Origin of the sequence: Paeniglutamicibacter cryotolerans (genome assembly GCF_014190875.1) — a bacterium.
GTDB classification, from domain to species: Bacteria; Actinomycetota; Actinomycetes; order Actinomycetales; family Micrococcaceae; genus Paeniglutamicibacter; species Paeniglutamicibacter cryotolerans.
This window is the reverse complement of record NZ_JACHVS010000001.1, coordinates 534371-548031: the sequence shown is the minus strand read 5'-3', so window position 1 is coordinate 548031 and position 13661 is coordinate 534371. Positions and strand designations below refer to the sequence as shown.

At 65.7% G+C, this 13661-nt stretch carries 12 protein-coding genes; 10 read left to right on the top strand and 2 right to left on the bottom strand.

The window, feature by feature from the left end; all coding sequences use genetic code 11:
* The first annotated feature begins 73 nt into the window (after nt 1-73).
* Nucleotides 74-1747 carry a PucR family transcriptional regulator ligand-binding domain-containing protein gene (locus tag E9229_RS02705; RefSeq protein ID WP_246380323.1) on the top strand — a complete coding sequence of 558 codons (1674 nt, stop codon included), beginning with the start codon at nt 74-76 and terminating at the stop codon, nt 1745-1747.
* A 28-nt stretch (nt 1748-1775) separates the two neighbouring features.
* Here E9229_RS02705 and E9229_RS02700 read toward each other — a convergent pair whose 3' ends face one another.
* Nucleotides 1776-2456, bottom strand: coding sequence for a GntR family transcriptional regulator (locus E9229_RS02700; protein ID WP_183509734.1), 681 nt, complete (start codon nt 2454-2456; stop codon nt 1776-1778).
* A gap of 171 nt (nt 2457-2627) precedes the next feature.
* Here E9229_RS02700 and E9229_RS02695 point away from each other — a divergent pair, with 171 nt between their 5' ends.
* From E9229_RS02695 to E9229_RS02660, 8 genes are read left to right on the top strand one after another with little or no spacing between them, the layout of a single operon-like run.
* Nucleotides 2628-3671, top strand: a complete 1044-nt coding sequence (locus E9229_RS02695; protein ID WP_183509733.1) for an aromatic ring-hydroxylating dioxygenase subunit alpha — start codon at nt 2628-2630, stop codon at nt 3669-3671.
* Between the two features lie 5 nt (nt 3672-3676).
* A complete protein-coding gene (locus E9229_RS02690) occupies nt 3677-4126 on the top strand; it encodes a hypothetical protein (RefSeq protein ID WP_183509732.1) in 450 nt (149 codons plus the stop codon).
* Nucleotides 4123-5133 carry a M14 family metallopeptidase gene (locus tag E9229_RS02685; protein WP_312855580.1) on the top strand — a complete coding sequence of 337 codons (1011 nt, stop codon included), beginning with the start codon at nt 4123-4125 and terminating at the stop codon, nt 5131-5133. Before E9229_RS02690 ends, E9229_RS02685 begins: the two co-directional genes overlap by 4 nt.
* 56 nt (nt 5134-5189) lie before the next feature.
* The gene (locus tag E9229_RS02680; RefSeq protein WP_183509729.1) at nt 5190-6125 is read left to right on the top strand and encodes an ABC transporter substrate-binding protein; all 936 of its coding nucleotides are present in this window, start codon (nt 5190-5192) and stop codon (nt 6123-6125) included.
* A gap of 10 nt (nt 6126-6135) precedes the next feature.
* Nucleotides 6136-7077: an amino acid ABC transporter permease gene (locus E9229_RS02675; protein ID WP_183509728.1), complete on the top strand. Its 942-nt coding sequence runs from the start codon at nt 6136-6138 to the stop codon at nt 7075-7077.
* Nucleotides 7074-7856: an amino acid ABC transporter ATP-binding protein gene (locus tag E9229_RS02670; protein ID WP_407671319.1), complete on the top strand. Its 783-nt coding sequence runs from the start codon at nt 7074-7076 to the stop codon at nt 7854-7856. The genes E9229_RS02675 and E9229_RS02670 overlap by 4 nt, the downstream gene beginning before the upstream one ends.
* A 29-nt stretch (nt 7857-7885) precedes the next feature.
* Entirely contained in the window at nt 7886-8854 is a 969-nt protein-coding gene (locus E9229_RS02665; RefSeq protein WP_183509727.1) for a PDR/VanB family oxidoreductase, read from the top strand.
* Nucleotides 8855-8894: 40 nt separating this feature from the next.
* Nucleotides 8895-9671 (top strand): gamma-glutamyl-gamma-aminobutyrate hydrolase family protein, encoded by a 777-nt coding sequence (locus tag E9229_RS02660; protein WP_183509726.1) that lies wholly within the window; start codon nt 8895-8897, stop codon nt 9669-9671.
* 9 nt (nt 9672-9680) lie between these two features.
* Here the strand turns inward: E9229_RS02660 and E9229_RS02655 are convergent, their stop codons facing one another.
* Complete coding sequence (locus E9229_RS02655) at nt 9681-11639, bottom strand: acyl-CoA dehydrogenase family protein (protein WP_183511828.1); 1959 nt, start codon at nt 11637-11639, stop codon at nt 9681-9683.
* A 187-nt stretch (nt 11640-11826) separates the two neighbouring features.
* Between E9229_RS02655 and E9229_RS02650 the strand changes: the two genes are divergently transcribed.
* On the top strand, nt 11827-13599 hold the full coding sequence (locus E9229_RS02650; protein WP_183509724.1) for an MDR family MFS transporter: 1773 nt from the start codon (nt 11827-11829) through the stop codon (nt 13597-13599).
* Nucleotides 13600-13661: the final 62 nt, after the last annotated feature.

The following is a 13661-nucleotide window of genomic DNA, read 5'->3' as shown; positions in this document are numbered from 1 at the left end:
TGTGACCCCGCACACGAACCGCACACCACGCGCACCTTGTAAGTACTTGCCGTTCTGGCTTTACACTATGTTCATGATGGAGCAGAACGACGGATTTACCCACCCGGCCACCGGGCGACTGAGCGTGGCCCGCATCCTCGAGCTGAAGGTGCTGCGCGACGCCGAACCACTGGTGCTGGCCGGCGCCGATTCACTGGAAAACGTGGTCCGTTGGGTGCATGTAGCCGAATCGGCAGACATGGCCGGTCTGCTCCAGGGCGGGGAACTGGTGCTCAGCACCGGCCTGGCCTTCAGGGGACCCGGGGCCGGGGCGCACTACTTCCTGCGCCAGATCCGCGAGGCGGGTGCCGCAGGCGTGGTCATCGAGCTGGCAGGAGCCGGGGACGAGGTCGAATCGAGCGTCCAGGGTCTGCGCGCCGCTGCCCGGGAAGTGGACTACCCGGTGGTCCTGGTACGCAAGCGGATGCGCTTCGTCGAGGTGACCGAGGTGGTGCACCGCATGCTGGTGTCGGACCAGCTGGCGGCGCTGGAACGCTCACGCACCATCCACGAGGTGTTCACCGCGCTCAGCCTGGAATCCGCCAGCGAGGAGCATATCGTCGCACGGGCCGCCGAGTTGATCGAGGCGCCGGTGGTACTGGAGGATGTCGGGCACCTGGTGCTCGCCTTCGAGACGGCGGGCAGCGCTGCCGATGAACTGCTGGAGGGCTGGACCGAACGCTCGCGCCGGGTGCGTTACCGGGAAGCCACCGGGCGCAGCGCCAACGCACCGGAATCCTGGTTGCAGGCCCCCGTCGGGGTCCGCGGGCGGCGCTGGGGCCGGCTGGTGGTGCCCGGACCGCTGGTCGATGACGACGACGCGGCGCTGGTGCTCGAACGAGCCGGGCAGACGCTAACCATCGCCCGGTTGGCCGGGCGCGACGAACGCGAGCTGCTGCACCAGGCCCGGGCCGGACTGCTGCACGAACTGCGCCAGCCGCACGCGCTGAGCGACGCGGCGGTTGCCGCCCGCGCCGCCGCACTGGGGCTGGGCGCCGCCGTGCACTACGTACCGCTGGTGCTGCGCCTCGATGCGGCCCCCGGGGAGGCGCCGACCGGCTTGCAACTCCGCGAGCGCGAACTGCTCGAGGTGCTCGGCACGGTGCTGGCATCCACCCGGAACCAGGCACTGGCAGCCAGCCTGCAATCCGGCTCGATCGGCGTGCTGCTCGGGCTTTCGGCGCGGCAGCTGGAGGAACCGGCGCTGGAGCGGATCTGCGGGCAGCTGGCCGACGAGCTTGGCGGGTCCCGCTTCTCGGCCGGTGTCGGGCGCGGCTACGGGAGCATCGGCGCGGCGGCCCACGGCCTGGACGAGGCTGCCCAGGTCGCGGAGACTGTTGCGACCTTCGACTCGCGCACCCGGCGCTTCTACCGCTTCGCCGACGTCCGCCTGCGCGGTTTGCTCTCGTTGCTGGCCTCCAACGCCCGGCTGGCCACCTTTGCCGAGGCGGAGCTGGCCGGGATCCTGAACCCGCCCGATGCCGAGGCGCTGGAACTGCTTGAGCTCTACCTGCGCCACGGCGGTAACAAATCGGCACTGGCCCGCACCGGCTACCTGAGTCGGCCCGCACTGTATGCGCGCCTGGCCAAGCTGGAGGCTCGCCTGGGCGTCTCGCTGGAGGACGCTGAATCGCGTACCTCGCTCCATGTGGCCCTGCTGTGGCGGCGGGTTAACGGGCAAGCAGTGGGAAGGGAAGCCGTGCGTTAGCCGATGCCTGAGCATCGGTGATGGTCCGTCACTGGGTTGCTGCGTTGGTGGAATCAACAACCTGAGCGTAGGCGGTGACGTCGCCGGAATCGTGGCAGTAGCCTAGGACGCGAATGATCAGATCGATGTCCCCGCTCTGTAGCGCGGCAAGAATCTGTCGATGTGCCGTGGCGATCTCCGCCTGATGCCGGGGCCCGATTTCATAGGCTCGGGTGATCCGGCGCTGGATCGGATGCGCCCAGATGTTCTCCAGGGTTTCGCGCAGATACCGGTTGGGGCAGGGGCCCACCAGCGCAAGGTGGAAGTCCTTCCCGAGCTGGAACTGCTCTTCGGCGTCGTCCGGATCGATTGTTTCGAATTCGTCGATCAGGGCTCGGAGGCGCACCAGTTGTTTGGGGGTATGGTGTCCGATGGCTTGGCGGACGGCGAGTTCTTCCAAGGCATAGCGCACCTCGAAGACGTTGCTCACGTCCTGGGAGGTGAGTTCGTTGACCACATAGCCGCTGCCCGGCACCAGGGAGGCCAGACCCTCCAAGGTGACCTGGGTGAGGGCGTCCCTCACCGGGGTCCGGGAAACTCCGTATTGCGCGGCTACGTGTTCCTGGATCAGGGCCGTACCGGGCTTGAGCGTGCCGTCGACAATCTCCGATGCCATGCGCTCATAGACCCTGACAGCCAGCGGCCGCGTGTCCTGGACCCTCGATGCCATCCGTTTTCCCCCGCGTTCTCAGACTGTTAGCTGAAGTCTAGCTTGTGGTATACCTCGACCCGCAGACGGGTCGCGTGGGTGTGGTGGATCACAAATTTTGCTTGACCCATCGGTATTCACTGTATACGGTGAATACAATCACAGTCGTCTTACTCACGTTAGGCCCGAAAAATGTATGTCCTGAACACCTGGTATGTTGCTGCTTGGTCCACCGAAGTCACGCGCAAGCCGGAACGCCGCGTCATCTGCGAGCAGCCGCTGGTGCTCTTCCGGACCCAGGACGGCACGCCCGTGGCACTGGCAGACCGCTGCGCACACCGCGCCTTCCCGCTCTCGGCCGGCCGCACCGTCGGCGACTCCATCGAATGCGGTTACCATGGCTTCACCTACGGGTCCGATGGCATGTGCACCAAGGTTCCGGCACAGACCACCATCCCCGAGCGCGCTAAGGTGCGCAAGTACCCGTTGGTGGAGAAGGACGGCTGGATCTGGGCCTGGATGGGCGACCCGGAGTTGGCCGACCCGGCCGACGTGCCGGACACCCACTGGATGACCGATCCGGAATGGGCCACAGTCACCCACTCGGTGCACTTCGCCTGCCGTGCCGATCTGATCCATGACAACCTGCTTGACCTGACCCACGAGTCGTTCCTGCACCAGTCCACCGTCGGAGACGACTACATCTACGAACATGGCATCACTGTTGAGGTAGAAGGCTCGGTCGTCAGCGTAGACCGGCTGATGCCTTCGGTGCCGGCCCCGCCGCTGTACGCGGACACCATGGGGATTAGCGGAAACTACGACCGGTTCCACTGCACCGAATTCTTCGTGCCGAACCTGCACGTACTGCACTCGGGCATCACCGGTGAAGGACGTCCACGTGCCGAGGGCTACCTGATCAAGGTGCTCAACGGAATCACCCCGATCGATGCGAACAACGCCTGGTACTACTACGCCTTCAGCCGCAACTTCGCCGTGGACGACGCACAGGCGACGGCGGACCTGGAAGTCGGACTAGCCACGGTGCTGCGCGAGGATGCCGAGGCGCTCGAGGCGCAGGAAATCGGGATGCAGGAACGCCCGGCCGGAGAATTCGACGTGCTCATCGCCCAGGACGGCGGCGTGGCCAAGGCCCGACGCATCCTGGCTAACCTGATCAAGCGCGAGCAGGCCGCAGCACAGAAGCCGGCCGCTGTCGCCGGTACACGGGCGTAACGGCCATGTGGTTACTCGTACGTGCCGGTTCCCTCGACGGCTATTGGGACGATGAACAGGGTCTGCGGACTCTGGCTGCCTGCCCCGACACCGACGAGCGCGGGGATCCGTGGCGTTGGACGGCGCAGTTGGATGAACGCACCGAGAGTTCGAAGGTGCTCATCAACGCGGACCCCGAATTCATTGCCGTCTCCACCGACATCTATGCCGATGGACACAGCGAGGTCGTGGAACGCGCCTCGGGAACACAGACGGTGATTGCGGTGCTCTTCGGGCAGGCGCTGGTTGCCGCCGTGGACGGACCCTGGGAACGCTGGCTGCACCCCGGTGACGTGTTCATCGTGGAGGGTGAAGACGACGAGAAGCTTCGCGTTTCGTTGGACGGTCCGACGTCGCGGGTCTCGGTCACCACGCTGGTGCCCCGGCACGCAGCGGCGCTGCGGTGGGTCCCGTGAGCGCCGTGTTCACCGGGATCGACTTCTCCGGCACCGGTAAGCAACTCGGCTACGGACACGTGGTTCACTCGGATAACGTGCACGACGGCTCGGTCATCCCGGTCCCGGTGGCACACCTGTCCTCGGGCCCCGGGCCCGTCGTACTCTTGGTGGCCGGGACGCACGGGGACGAGTACGAAGGACAGATCCTGCTCCACGAGCTGGTGCGCACGATCGACCCGGCGGATCTGACCGGGACGCTGATGATCGTCCCGGCTGCCAACTCGGCCGCCGTGCGCGCAGGAACACGCGTCTCCCCGATTGATGCCGGAAACCTGAACCGCAGCTACCCGGGCGATGCGCGTGGTGGGCCCACCGACCAGGTGGCAAACCTGATCTCTTCGGGTCTGCTGCCCCGGGCCGACTTCGTCATCGACCTGCATTCGGGTGGATCGAATTCCACCTACCTGCCCAGTAGCTTCACCTACCGCGGCCCCGACGAAGCGGGCTGGGCAGCCAAGCTGAAGGCGGTACGGTCGCTGGGCCTTCCCTATGCGATGGTCGTCGCACCGTTGCTGGAACCGGGCTCGCTGAGCAGTGCCGGGGACCTGGCCGGAATTCCGACGATCTCCACGGAGCTCTCCGGGGCCGGTACCGTCGACCGGCGGACATTGGCGACCATGCGGACCGGAATGGGCGGGCTGCTGCGTTCGCTGGGCGTGCTGGCTCCGGAAGATGGAACCCCGGAACTGGATCCTGACGATCCGGTCTGGCTGGAACTGGTCTCGGACTCACCTGTGACCTCCACCGCAGTGGGACTCTTCGAACCGCTGGTCGACCTCGGCGATCAGGTCGCGGCCGGTGCCCCGGTCGCCCAGGTGCACTTCATCGACGAGCTCGACCGTGACCCGCTCACCCTGACCGCCCGCGTGGATGGAATGGTGGCGATCATGCGCCGACCGACGCTGGTATCTGCCGGAACGCACCTGATGTATATCGCACCACTGCTCGACATCGACACCGTCTAATTTCTCCACTCCCGCCCGCACTCCGAAGTGCGGACTCAATTGAAGGACAGGCTCCCATGTTGAAGAAAAACCACATCCGCTTTTTCGCAGGTGCGGCGCTGATCGCGCTGGCCGCAACCGGCTGCACCACCGTCTCGGAGGGGACCGGTTCCAGCGCTTCCGGGTCGGCTGCCTCCGAGCCCACGAGCAGCGTCTCGGCACTCCAGGTCGACGAGGCGGCCCGCGCGCTGCTTCCGGCAGCCATCCGTGATTCCGGCGTGCTGAAGATCGCCTCGGATCCGACCTACCCGCCGTTCGAGTACTACGACACTGACAACAAGACCATGATCGGTTGGGATGTGGACATGGGTGACGCCATCGCCCAGGTCCTGGGGCTCAAGGCCACCCACGTACCGGCCACGTTCGACACCATCCTGCCCGGGCTGCAGTCCGGTAAGTACGATCTGGGCATGTCGACCTTCTCGGTCACCCCGGAACGCGCCAAGGTCGTGGACTTCGTGCCCTACCTCCAAGGCGGCACCGGACTCGCCGTGCCGGCGGGAAACCCGGAGAAGCTCGGCGTGGACCCGATGCTGCTCTGTGGCAAGAAGATCGCAGCACAAAAGGGCTCGATCCAGTCCCTGGACGTGCTGCCGGCCTTCTCCAAGAAGTGCACCGATGCCGGTAAGCCGGCCATCGACATGCAGTTCTTCCCCACGCAGTCCGATGTGAACCTGGCACTGACTTCAGGTCGCGTCGAGGGTGCCATGGCCGACTCGATCTCGACCGCCTACCAGGGAAAACTGGCCGGCGGAAAGTTCGAGATCGCTCCCGGCCCCGACTTCGAGCCTGAGCTGACCGGAACCGCGCTGGGCAAGAAGACCGGATTGCTCGAAGCGATCCAGGCCGCGACCCAGAAAATCATCGAAGATCCGAACTACCAGCAGATCAACGACAAGTGGGGGCTGCCAGCGAGCGCTTCCATCACTGCCGCTGACGCCATCATGAAATAGCGGCGGTGCCATGAAAGCAACATTAGCTTCTGAAGCACGGTCGGCAACGCTGCCGGCTGATGCCTTTACGATCGTCAAGGCCCGGCATCCGGGGCGGTGGGCTTCGGCCATCGTGATCCTGATCCTGGCCGGGATGCTGGCCCGTTCGGTGATGGTGAACCCGAACTTCGGGTGGGCCACCGTCGGGGCGTATATCCGCGACGTGTCGATCGTGCGCGGCATCATGGTGACGCTGGAACTGACCGCGATCTGCATGGTCATCGGCATCGTGCTCGGTGTCATCGTGGCGGTCATGCGCCTCTCGGCGAACCCGGTGATCCGTACCGCGGCGTTCGCGTACGTGAACTTCTTCCGCGGCACCCCGGTGCTGGTGCAGCTGCTGTTCTGGTACAACTTGGCGGCACTGTATCCGCTGATCAGTTTCGGGATCCCCGGGGTGGCGTTGGATGCCAATGCGATCATCACCCCGATGACCGCGGCGATCCTGGGCCTGGGGCTGAACCAGGGTGCCTACATGTCCGAGATCGTGCGTGCCGGGATCCTCTCGGTGGACCACGGCCAGTCCGAGGCGGCCGGGGCGCTGGGCATCAACCGGTTGCAGACGATGCGCCGGATCATCCTGCCCCAGGCGATGCGGGTGATCATCCCGCCGACCGGCAACGAGACGATCGGGATGCTCAAGACCACCTCGCTGGTCTCGGTGATCTCGGTGCCCGAGCTGTTGTATTCGGCGCAGATCATTTACGCGCGGACCTTCGAGACGATTCCGTTGTTGCTGGTGGCCAGCATCTGGTACATCGTGGTGACCTCGGTGTTGAGCATCGGGCAGTACTACCTGGAGCGGCACTATGCCCGGGGCGGGCAGCGTTCGCTGCCGCTGACCCCGTTCCAGACGCTCAAGCGCTTCGTGCGGGTCCATGACCCGCTGACCCGGAAGGGAGCAGTCAAATGACCGCCGCCACCGCTGTACCGGCCCCGATGATCAAGGCCGATTTGATCCATAAGTATTACGACCGGTTGCATGTGCTCAAGGGCATTGACCTGCAGGTCGCCCAGGGGGAGGTGGTGTGCCTGATCGGGCCCTCGGGTTCGGGCAAGTCGACGCTGCTGCGGTGCATCAACCACCTGGAAACGATCGATGGGGGTCGGATGTGGGTCGATGGGTCGGTGATGGGTTTTGACATCAAGGGCACCAAGCTCCATGAGCAGTCCCATGCGCGGATCTGCCGTTCGCGCACGGAGATCGGGATGGTGTTCCAGCATTTCAACCTGTTCCCGCACATGACGGTGTTGGAGAACCTGATCGAGGCCCCGCGGCTGGTGTTGGGGGAGAAGCGTTCCACGGCGACGGCCCGGGCGTTGGCGTTGTTGGAGTCGGTGGGGTTGGCCGATAAGGCCAAGTCCTATCCGCGTCAGCTCTCCGGTGGGCAGCAGCAGCGGGTGGCGATTGCGCGGGCGTTGTGCATGAAGCCCAAGGTGATGCTCTTTGACGAGCCGACCAGTGCGTTGGATCCGGAGTTGGTCGGTGAGGTGCTGAAGGTGATGAAGGATCTGGCCGCGACGGGGATGACGATGGTGGTGGTGACCCATGAGATGCATTTTGCCCGGGATGTTGCTGATCGGGTGGTGTTCATGGCTGATGGGCATGTGGTGGAGTCCGGTCCTGCTGCGCAGGTGATCGGGGATCCGCAGCATGAGCGGACCCGCGCTTTCCTCTCCTCCGTCCTCTAATACCCGTCCCCACCCGAAAGGTGTTCAGCATGACTACACTGGATTTCTTCGAAACCGAAGTCCATTCCATGACCCGCGAATCGGATACCGTACTGTCGCTGACGCTGCGCCATCCGCTGGGCGAGGACCTGCCGCAGTGGGATGCCGGGTCCCACCTCGATGTGCTGCTGCCCAACGGCTTGGTGCGCCAGTATTCGCTGTGCTCATCCCCGGCCGACGCCTCCTGGCGGATCGCCGTCCTGCGCGAACCGGCCGGCCGCGGTGGTTCGGCCTTCGTGCATGATGAGCTGCGTCCGGGGGCCAAGATCCAGATCCGCGGTCCTAAGAACAACTTCGTGCTCTCCGCAGCGCAGGAATACCTCTTCCTCGCCGGTGGCATCGGGATCACCCCGATCATTCCCATGGTCAGGGCGGCAGCCGCGGCCGGGGTTCCCTGGCGGCTGGTGTACATGGGCCGTTCCCGCAGCTCGATGGCCTTCATCGAGGAGCTGAGCGCATACGGGGATTGCGTGCACATCCACGCCGATGACGAATCGGGTTTCTACCCGCTGGCCGAGCTGTTGGCGGACCCCGCCGGGAACTTCGACGCCTATGCGTGTGGACCGGGACCGTTGTTGAATGTGTTGGAGAAGTTGACCGCCGATTGGGAGGATCCGCAGCGGCTGCATCTGGAACGCTTCGCAGCGGATCCGGCCCTGATCGCCGAGACCCACCGGCCTCATGCGGGGGACCACGAGTTCATCGTGGAAACCAACGGCGGAGTCGAGGTAGTGGTGCCCGCGGGGACTTCGATCCTCGAGGCGTTGGAAGGTGCCGGAATCCACCAGATCAATTCCTGTCGGGAAGGAATCTGCGGTACCTGTGAAACCCCCGTGCTCTCCGGGGAGATCGATCACCGGGATTCGCTGCTTTCCGATGACGAACGTGAAGCGGGGGACACCATGATGATCTGCGTGTCCCGGTGTCAGGGCGCGCGGCTATGCCTTGACCTGGGTTAGGAGCCGAACTGGTCTGCGGGCGGACGGGTAGGGTGTTGCCATGACTACAGCACAGCGCCCGGTGATTGCCCTGACCACGCCCCTGCATTCCACTGCCTACTCCCGGGACTACATCGCGGACCTGGACCGGCTGGCAGCCCAGGCCTGTGCCGGCATCGAAGCGGCGGGTGGCCGGGCGCTGCTGTTCGACTCCTCGGGTTCCTCGATCGCACCGGATGCCACCGAGCTTCTCGACATCGCACGGATCGACGGTGTGGTGCTGCTCGGCGGAGGGGACGTGGATCCGGCCCACTATGGCAGCCCCGGGCATCCCGACGCCGTCCGTGTCGATTCGCGCGCCGATGCCCTGGAACTGGCACTCATCGCGGCGGCCCGGGCGGCCCGGCTGCCGGTCTTGGGCATCTGCCGCGGCCTGCAGCTGATCAATATCGCCTTCGGTGGTTCGCTGATCACTGATCTGGGACCCGACTCCGCGCACAAGGACCACTCGCCTGAAAGCGCGATGGTCGGGCATCAGGTGATGGTGGTGCCGGGAACGGTGCTGCGCACGATGCTCGGTGCGCCCGTCGTCGAGGTCCGCTCCTCCCACCACCAGGGGGTCGAAGAGCTGGGCGAGGGACTGATCGTCTCGGCGTTGGCCGATGACGGCATCGTAGAGGGGATAGAGGTCCCCGCGCAGGAGGGTGGCGAATGGGTCGTTGCCGTGCAGTGGCATCCGGAGGACGCGTTGACCGAACCTGGCCAGTTGCAGGCCCTGTTCGGCGCCCTGGTCTCCGAATCGGCACGGCGCCAGGAGGCCCGGCTGGCTGTCGCCTGAGCTCCGCGCCTAACTGCCGTAGGGCCGTCGTTTGTCTTCGTGGGCGGTGCTGGACCATTCGGCGATCCACGGCCCGGTGCCCTCGGAAACATCGATCACGCCGTCCTCCAGCCAGGCGTAGTCGCCCGTGAGGACACCGCGGGAGAGTTTCTTGTCGGCGGCATCCGTGTTGTCCCACAGTGCGTTGAAGAGCTCCTCGCAGCGGAGCCTGGACTGCCGGCAGAACGCATCGGCCAGTTCCTGCGCCGCGTCGGCATGTCCGGGCTCGGTACCGCGCAGCAGCTGGACCCGGGACACGCAGGCCGACATGGCGAACAGCTCGGCTCCGATGTCCACCACCCGGCCCAGGAAGGCCTGCTTGGATTCCATCCCGGCCTGCCACCGGGCCATTCCGGCAAAGGTATGCCGGGCGAGCCGGCGTGAAGCCCTCTCGACGTAGCGCAGGTGTTTGGCCAGTGGCCCCGTCGAGGCGTAGGAATTGGGCAGCATCCCGGGTCCGGCGGCCAGTCTCGGCAGCCAGCGTGCATAGAATCCCGAGGCCCCGGCGGCTGCCTTGGCCTTGTGCTTCAGGTCGGCATCGGCCACCGCCAGGTCGCCGGCGGCCTTCAGGTGCGCGTCGACCGCCTCGCGGGCAATGATCAGGTGCATGATCTCGGTGGATCCCTCGAAGATCCGGTTGATGCGCATATCGCGCAGCAGTTGTTCCACGGGAACCGCGCGTTCACCGCGGGCGGCGAGCGAAGCGGCGCTCTCGTAGCCGCGCCCGCCGCGCACCTGTACCAGCTCGTCGGCGATCTTCCAGGCGATTTCGCTGGAGAACAGCTTGGCGAGGGCCGCCTCGATGCGCACGTCCTTCATGCCGGCATCGGCCAGCGCGGCTGACAGTTCGAAGACGGCCTCCAAGGCGAAGGTGCTGGCAGCGATGTAGGCGATCTTCTTGCCCACGGCCTCGTGTTCACCGACCGGGCGCCCCCACTGGATGCGGGCGTTCGACCATTCGCGGGCGATCTTCAGGCTCCATTTCCCGGCCCCGGCGCACAGCGCGGGAATCGAGAGCCGACCGGTGTTCAGCGTGCTCAGCGCAATCTTCAGCCCGCTGCCCTCGCGGCCTAGCCGGTTGGCCGCCGGGACCACCACGTCGTGGAAGCGGGTTACGCCGTTTTCGATGCCGCGCAGGCCCATGAATGCATTGCGGTTTTCCACGACCAGGCCCGGGGAATCGGCCTCCACCACGAACGCGCTGATCCCTCCGCGGGCGGCGGTGCCGTCGGGCAGCACATGCGGCGGGACGGTGGCCATGACCACGAGCAGCTCGGCCACCACTCCGTTGGTGGTCCACAGCTTCGCGCCGTTCAGGGTATAGCTGGTTCCGTCGGCAGAGGGGACTGCCAAGGTGCCTAGCCGGGCCGGATCGGATCCGACATCGTTTTCGGTGAGGAGGAAGGCGGTGATGGCTCCGGCAGCGCAGCGCGGCAGGAATTCGCGTTTCTGTTCCTCCGTGCCGAACATCTTGACCGGTTCCGGCACGCCGATGGACTGGTGTGCCGAGAGCAGCGCTCCGATGGCCGGGCTGACCGAGCCCACGAGCATCAGCGCCCGCCCGTAGTCGGCCAGTGAGAGACCCAGCCCGCCGTATGCCTTCGGGATCTTCATGCCGAACGCCCCGATGCCCGCCAGCGCCCTGATGTCGGCATCGGGGATCCGGGCCTCGCGTTCGATGACCCGGCCGTCGATGCCCTCGAGTACGGTGCGCAACCGGGCGATGAACGCGGCTCCGTCCGCCGCGTCCGCCGAGGGGGCCTGCGGGTGCGGATGGATCAGCGACCAGTCGAAGGTGCCCATGTAGAGGCCCTTGGCGAAGCTGGGCCGTTCCCAGCCCTGCTCGCGGGCGTCCTCGGCGACCTGTCGGGCCGCTTTTTCATCGATTCCGCCCGAGGCCTCGGGGCTACGGTGTCCGGTGACGGCCATGGCTGGTCCCACTTCCTGCGGTAGTGGCGGGGATCCGGTCCACGTCTTCGGCACCCCGCAGTCCTGCGCTTTCGCCCCAGCCTAACCCGTTGGCAGGCGGGGTGATAGGGGAGTGGTCCGGGCCTTTCCTGAGTGCTTGCCATGCAGATGCGCCAAGGCATTGTTTCGGGCTGTCCGCACTGCAAGGATGGGGAAATGGACCCCCTTCAGGGCGCCGCTTCCTCGTTTCCGGTCGCCTCGCCGGCGGTCCGGTTTAGATGGGGTAACCAGCGACCGACGGGACGCGATAGCGATGATAGTTCAGGTAACGACTGCCGAAGGGCTGCTTTCCGAAAAGGCCCGGCACCGCAGCATCCTGCTGGTTTTCGCGGGACTGGTGATGGCGATGCTGCTGGCCTCATTGGACCAGACCATCTTCTCTACCGCGCTGCCGACCATCGTCGGCGAGCTCAACGGCGTGGAGTACATGTTGTGGGTGATCACGATCTACATGCTGGCCTCCACGATCACCCTTCCGATCTACGGGAAGATGGGCGACCTGATCGGGCGCAAGGGCATCTTCCTGGGAGCCATCTCACTGTTCATCATCGGGTCGATCGTGGGCGGCTTCGCGCAGGACATGACCTGGCTGATCGCCGGGCGCGGCATCCAGGGCCTCGGCGGCGGCGGGCTGATGGTGCTTTCGCAGGCGATCATAGCCGACGTGGTTCCGGCCCGGGAACGCGGTAGGTACATGGGTATCATGGGCGGCGTCTTCGCACTGTCCTCGGTGGCCGGCCCGCTGTTGGGGGGCTGGTTCACCGAGGAGGTGACTTGGCGCTGGTGCCTTTGGATGAACATTCCGCTGGGTATTGCGGCGATGGTCGCAGCTGTCTTCTTCCTGCATCTGCCCCCGGTGCGAACGCAGCGGCCCAAGGTCGACGTGGCGGGCATGATGCTGCTGGCCGTGGCCTCCGCGGCGCTGGTGCTCACCACCACGTGGGGCGGGACCATGTACGCCTGGGACTCGCCGAGGATCATCGGATTGATCGCGCTGACCCTGGCGGCCGGCATCGGGTTCGTGCTCGTGGAGCGCCGGGCCGAGGCTCCGATCATGTCCCCGTCCCTGTTCAGGGCGCACAACTTCATCCTTACTACGGTGAGCGGGCTGATCATCGGGGTGGCGATGTTCGGGACGCTGGCCTACCTGCCGACCTTCCTGCAGATGGTCACCGGGGCCAATGCCACCCAGTCCGGCCTGCTGATGATCCCGATGATGGGCGGGCTGCTGGTGACATCGATCGGCTCCGGTGTCATCGTAAGCAGGACCGGTCGCTACAAGTGGTTCCCGGTGATCGGCACGTTCATCGTCGCCGGAGCACTGGCCCTGCTCTCGACCATGGAGCCGGGAACGGCCGTGTGGGTCATCTGCAGCTACCTGGCGCTGATGGGCATCGGATTGGGGCTATGCATGCAGATCCTGGTGCTGATCGTACAGAACACCTTCCCGAATTCGCAGGTGGGCATGGCCACCGCCTCCAACAACTACTTCCGCCAGATCGGCGCATCGCTGGGTACTGCGGTGGTCGGCAGCCTGTTCGTGACGAACCTGGGCAACCTGCTGCAGGAGCGGCTGAGCGGGAGCGCCGCCGCGGTGGCCGGGAACCATAATTCACTGACTCCCGATGCGGTACGCGCTTTGCCCGAAGCGATCCGCCAGATCGTCATCGGGGCCTACAGCGAGGCGTTGACCCCGGTGTTCCTCTACATGGTCCCGCTGGTGCTGGTCGCGGCAATCCTATTGGTATTCCTGCACGAAAAGCCGCTTGCCACCTCCATCGACCGGGATGGCCCGGCAGCGCTTGCCGACGGCCCCCAAGCGGTGGACGAGCCGGCGGATGTACCGGAACAAGCAGGTGCCGCGCCTGCACCCGGTGGCAGGGCGCCGCGGCATCGCATCGAAACGACTCCGGGGGACTAGGCGGGCCTAGATGATTGATTCCAAGGGGTGACAGCGCGGGCAAGGGTGTCCAGAATCGAGAT

Bases quoted from the DNA above. Each gene is read 5' to 3' on its own strand.
- E9229_RS02690 (WP_183509732.1), top strand. From the start codon at position 3,677: ATGTGGTTACTCGTACGTGCCGGTTCCCTCGACGGCTATTGGGACGAT.
- E9229_RS02675 (WP_183509728.1), top strand. From the start codon at position 6,136: ATGAAAGCAACATTAGCTTCTGAAGCACGGTCGGCAACGCTGCCGGCT.
- E9229_RS02655 (WP_183511828.1), bottom strand. From the start codon at position 11,639: ATGGCCGTCACCGGACACCGTAGCCCCGAGGCCTCGGGCGGAATCGAT.
- E9229_RS02705 (WP_246380323.1), top strand. From the start codon at position 74: ATGATGGAGCAGAACGACGGATTTACCCACCCGGCCACCGGGCGACTG.
- E9229_RS02670 (WP_407671319.1), top strand. From the start codon at position 7,074: ATGACCGCCGCCACCGCTGTACCGGCCCCGATGATCAAGGCCGATTTG.
- E9229_RS02700 (WP_183509734.1), bottom strand. From the start codon at position 2,456: ATGGCATCGAGGGTCCAGGACACGCGGCCGCTGGCTGTCAGGGTCTAT.
- E9229_RS02665 (WP_183509727.1), top strand. From the start codon at position 7,886: ATGACTACACTGGATTTCTTCGAAACCGAAGTCCATTCCATGACCCGC.
- E9229_RS02695 (WP_183509733.1), top strand. From the start codon at position 2,628: ATGTATGTCCTGAACACCTGGTATGTTGCTGCTTGGTCCACCGAAGTC.
- E9229_RS02650 (WP_183509724.1), top strand. From the start codon at position 11,827: ATGGGGAAATGGACCCCCTTCAGGGCGCCGCTTCCTCGTTTCCGGTCG.
- E9229_RS02680 (WP_183509729.1), top strand. From the start codon at position 5,190: ATGTTGAAGAAAAACCACATCCGCTTTTTCGCAGGTGCGGCGCTGATC.
- E9229_RS02660 (WP_183509726.1), top strand. From the start codon at position 8,895: ATGACTACAGCACAGCGCCCGGTGATTGCCCTGACCACGCCCCTGCAT.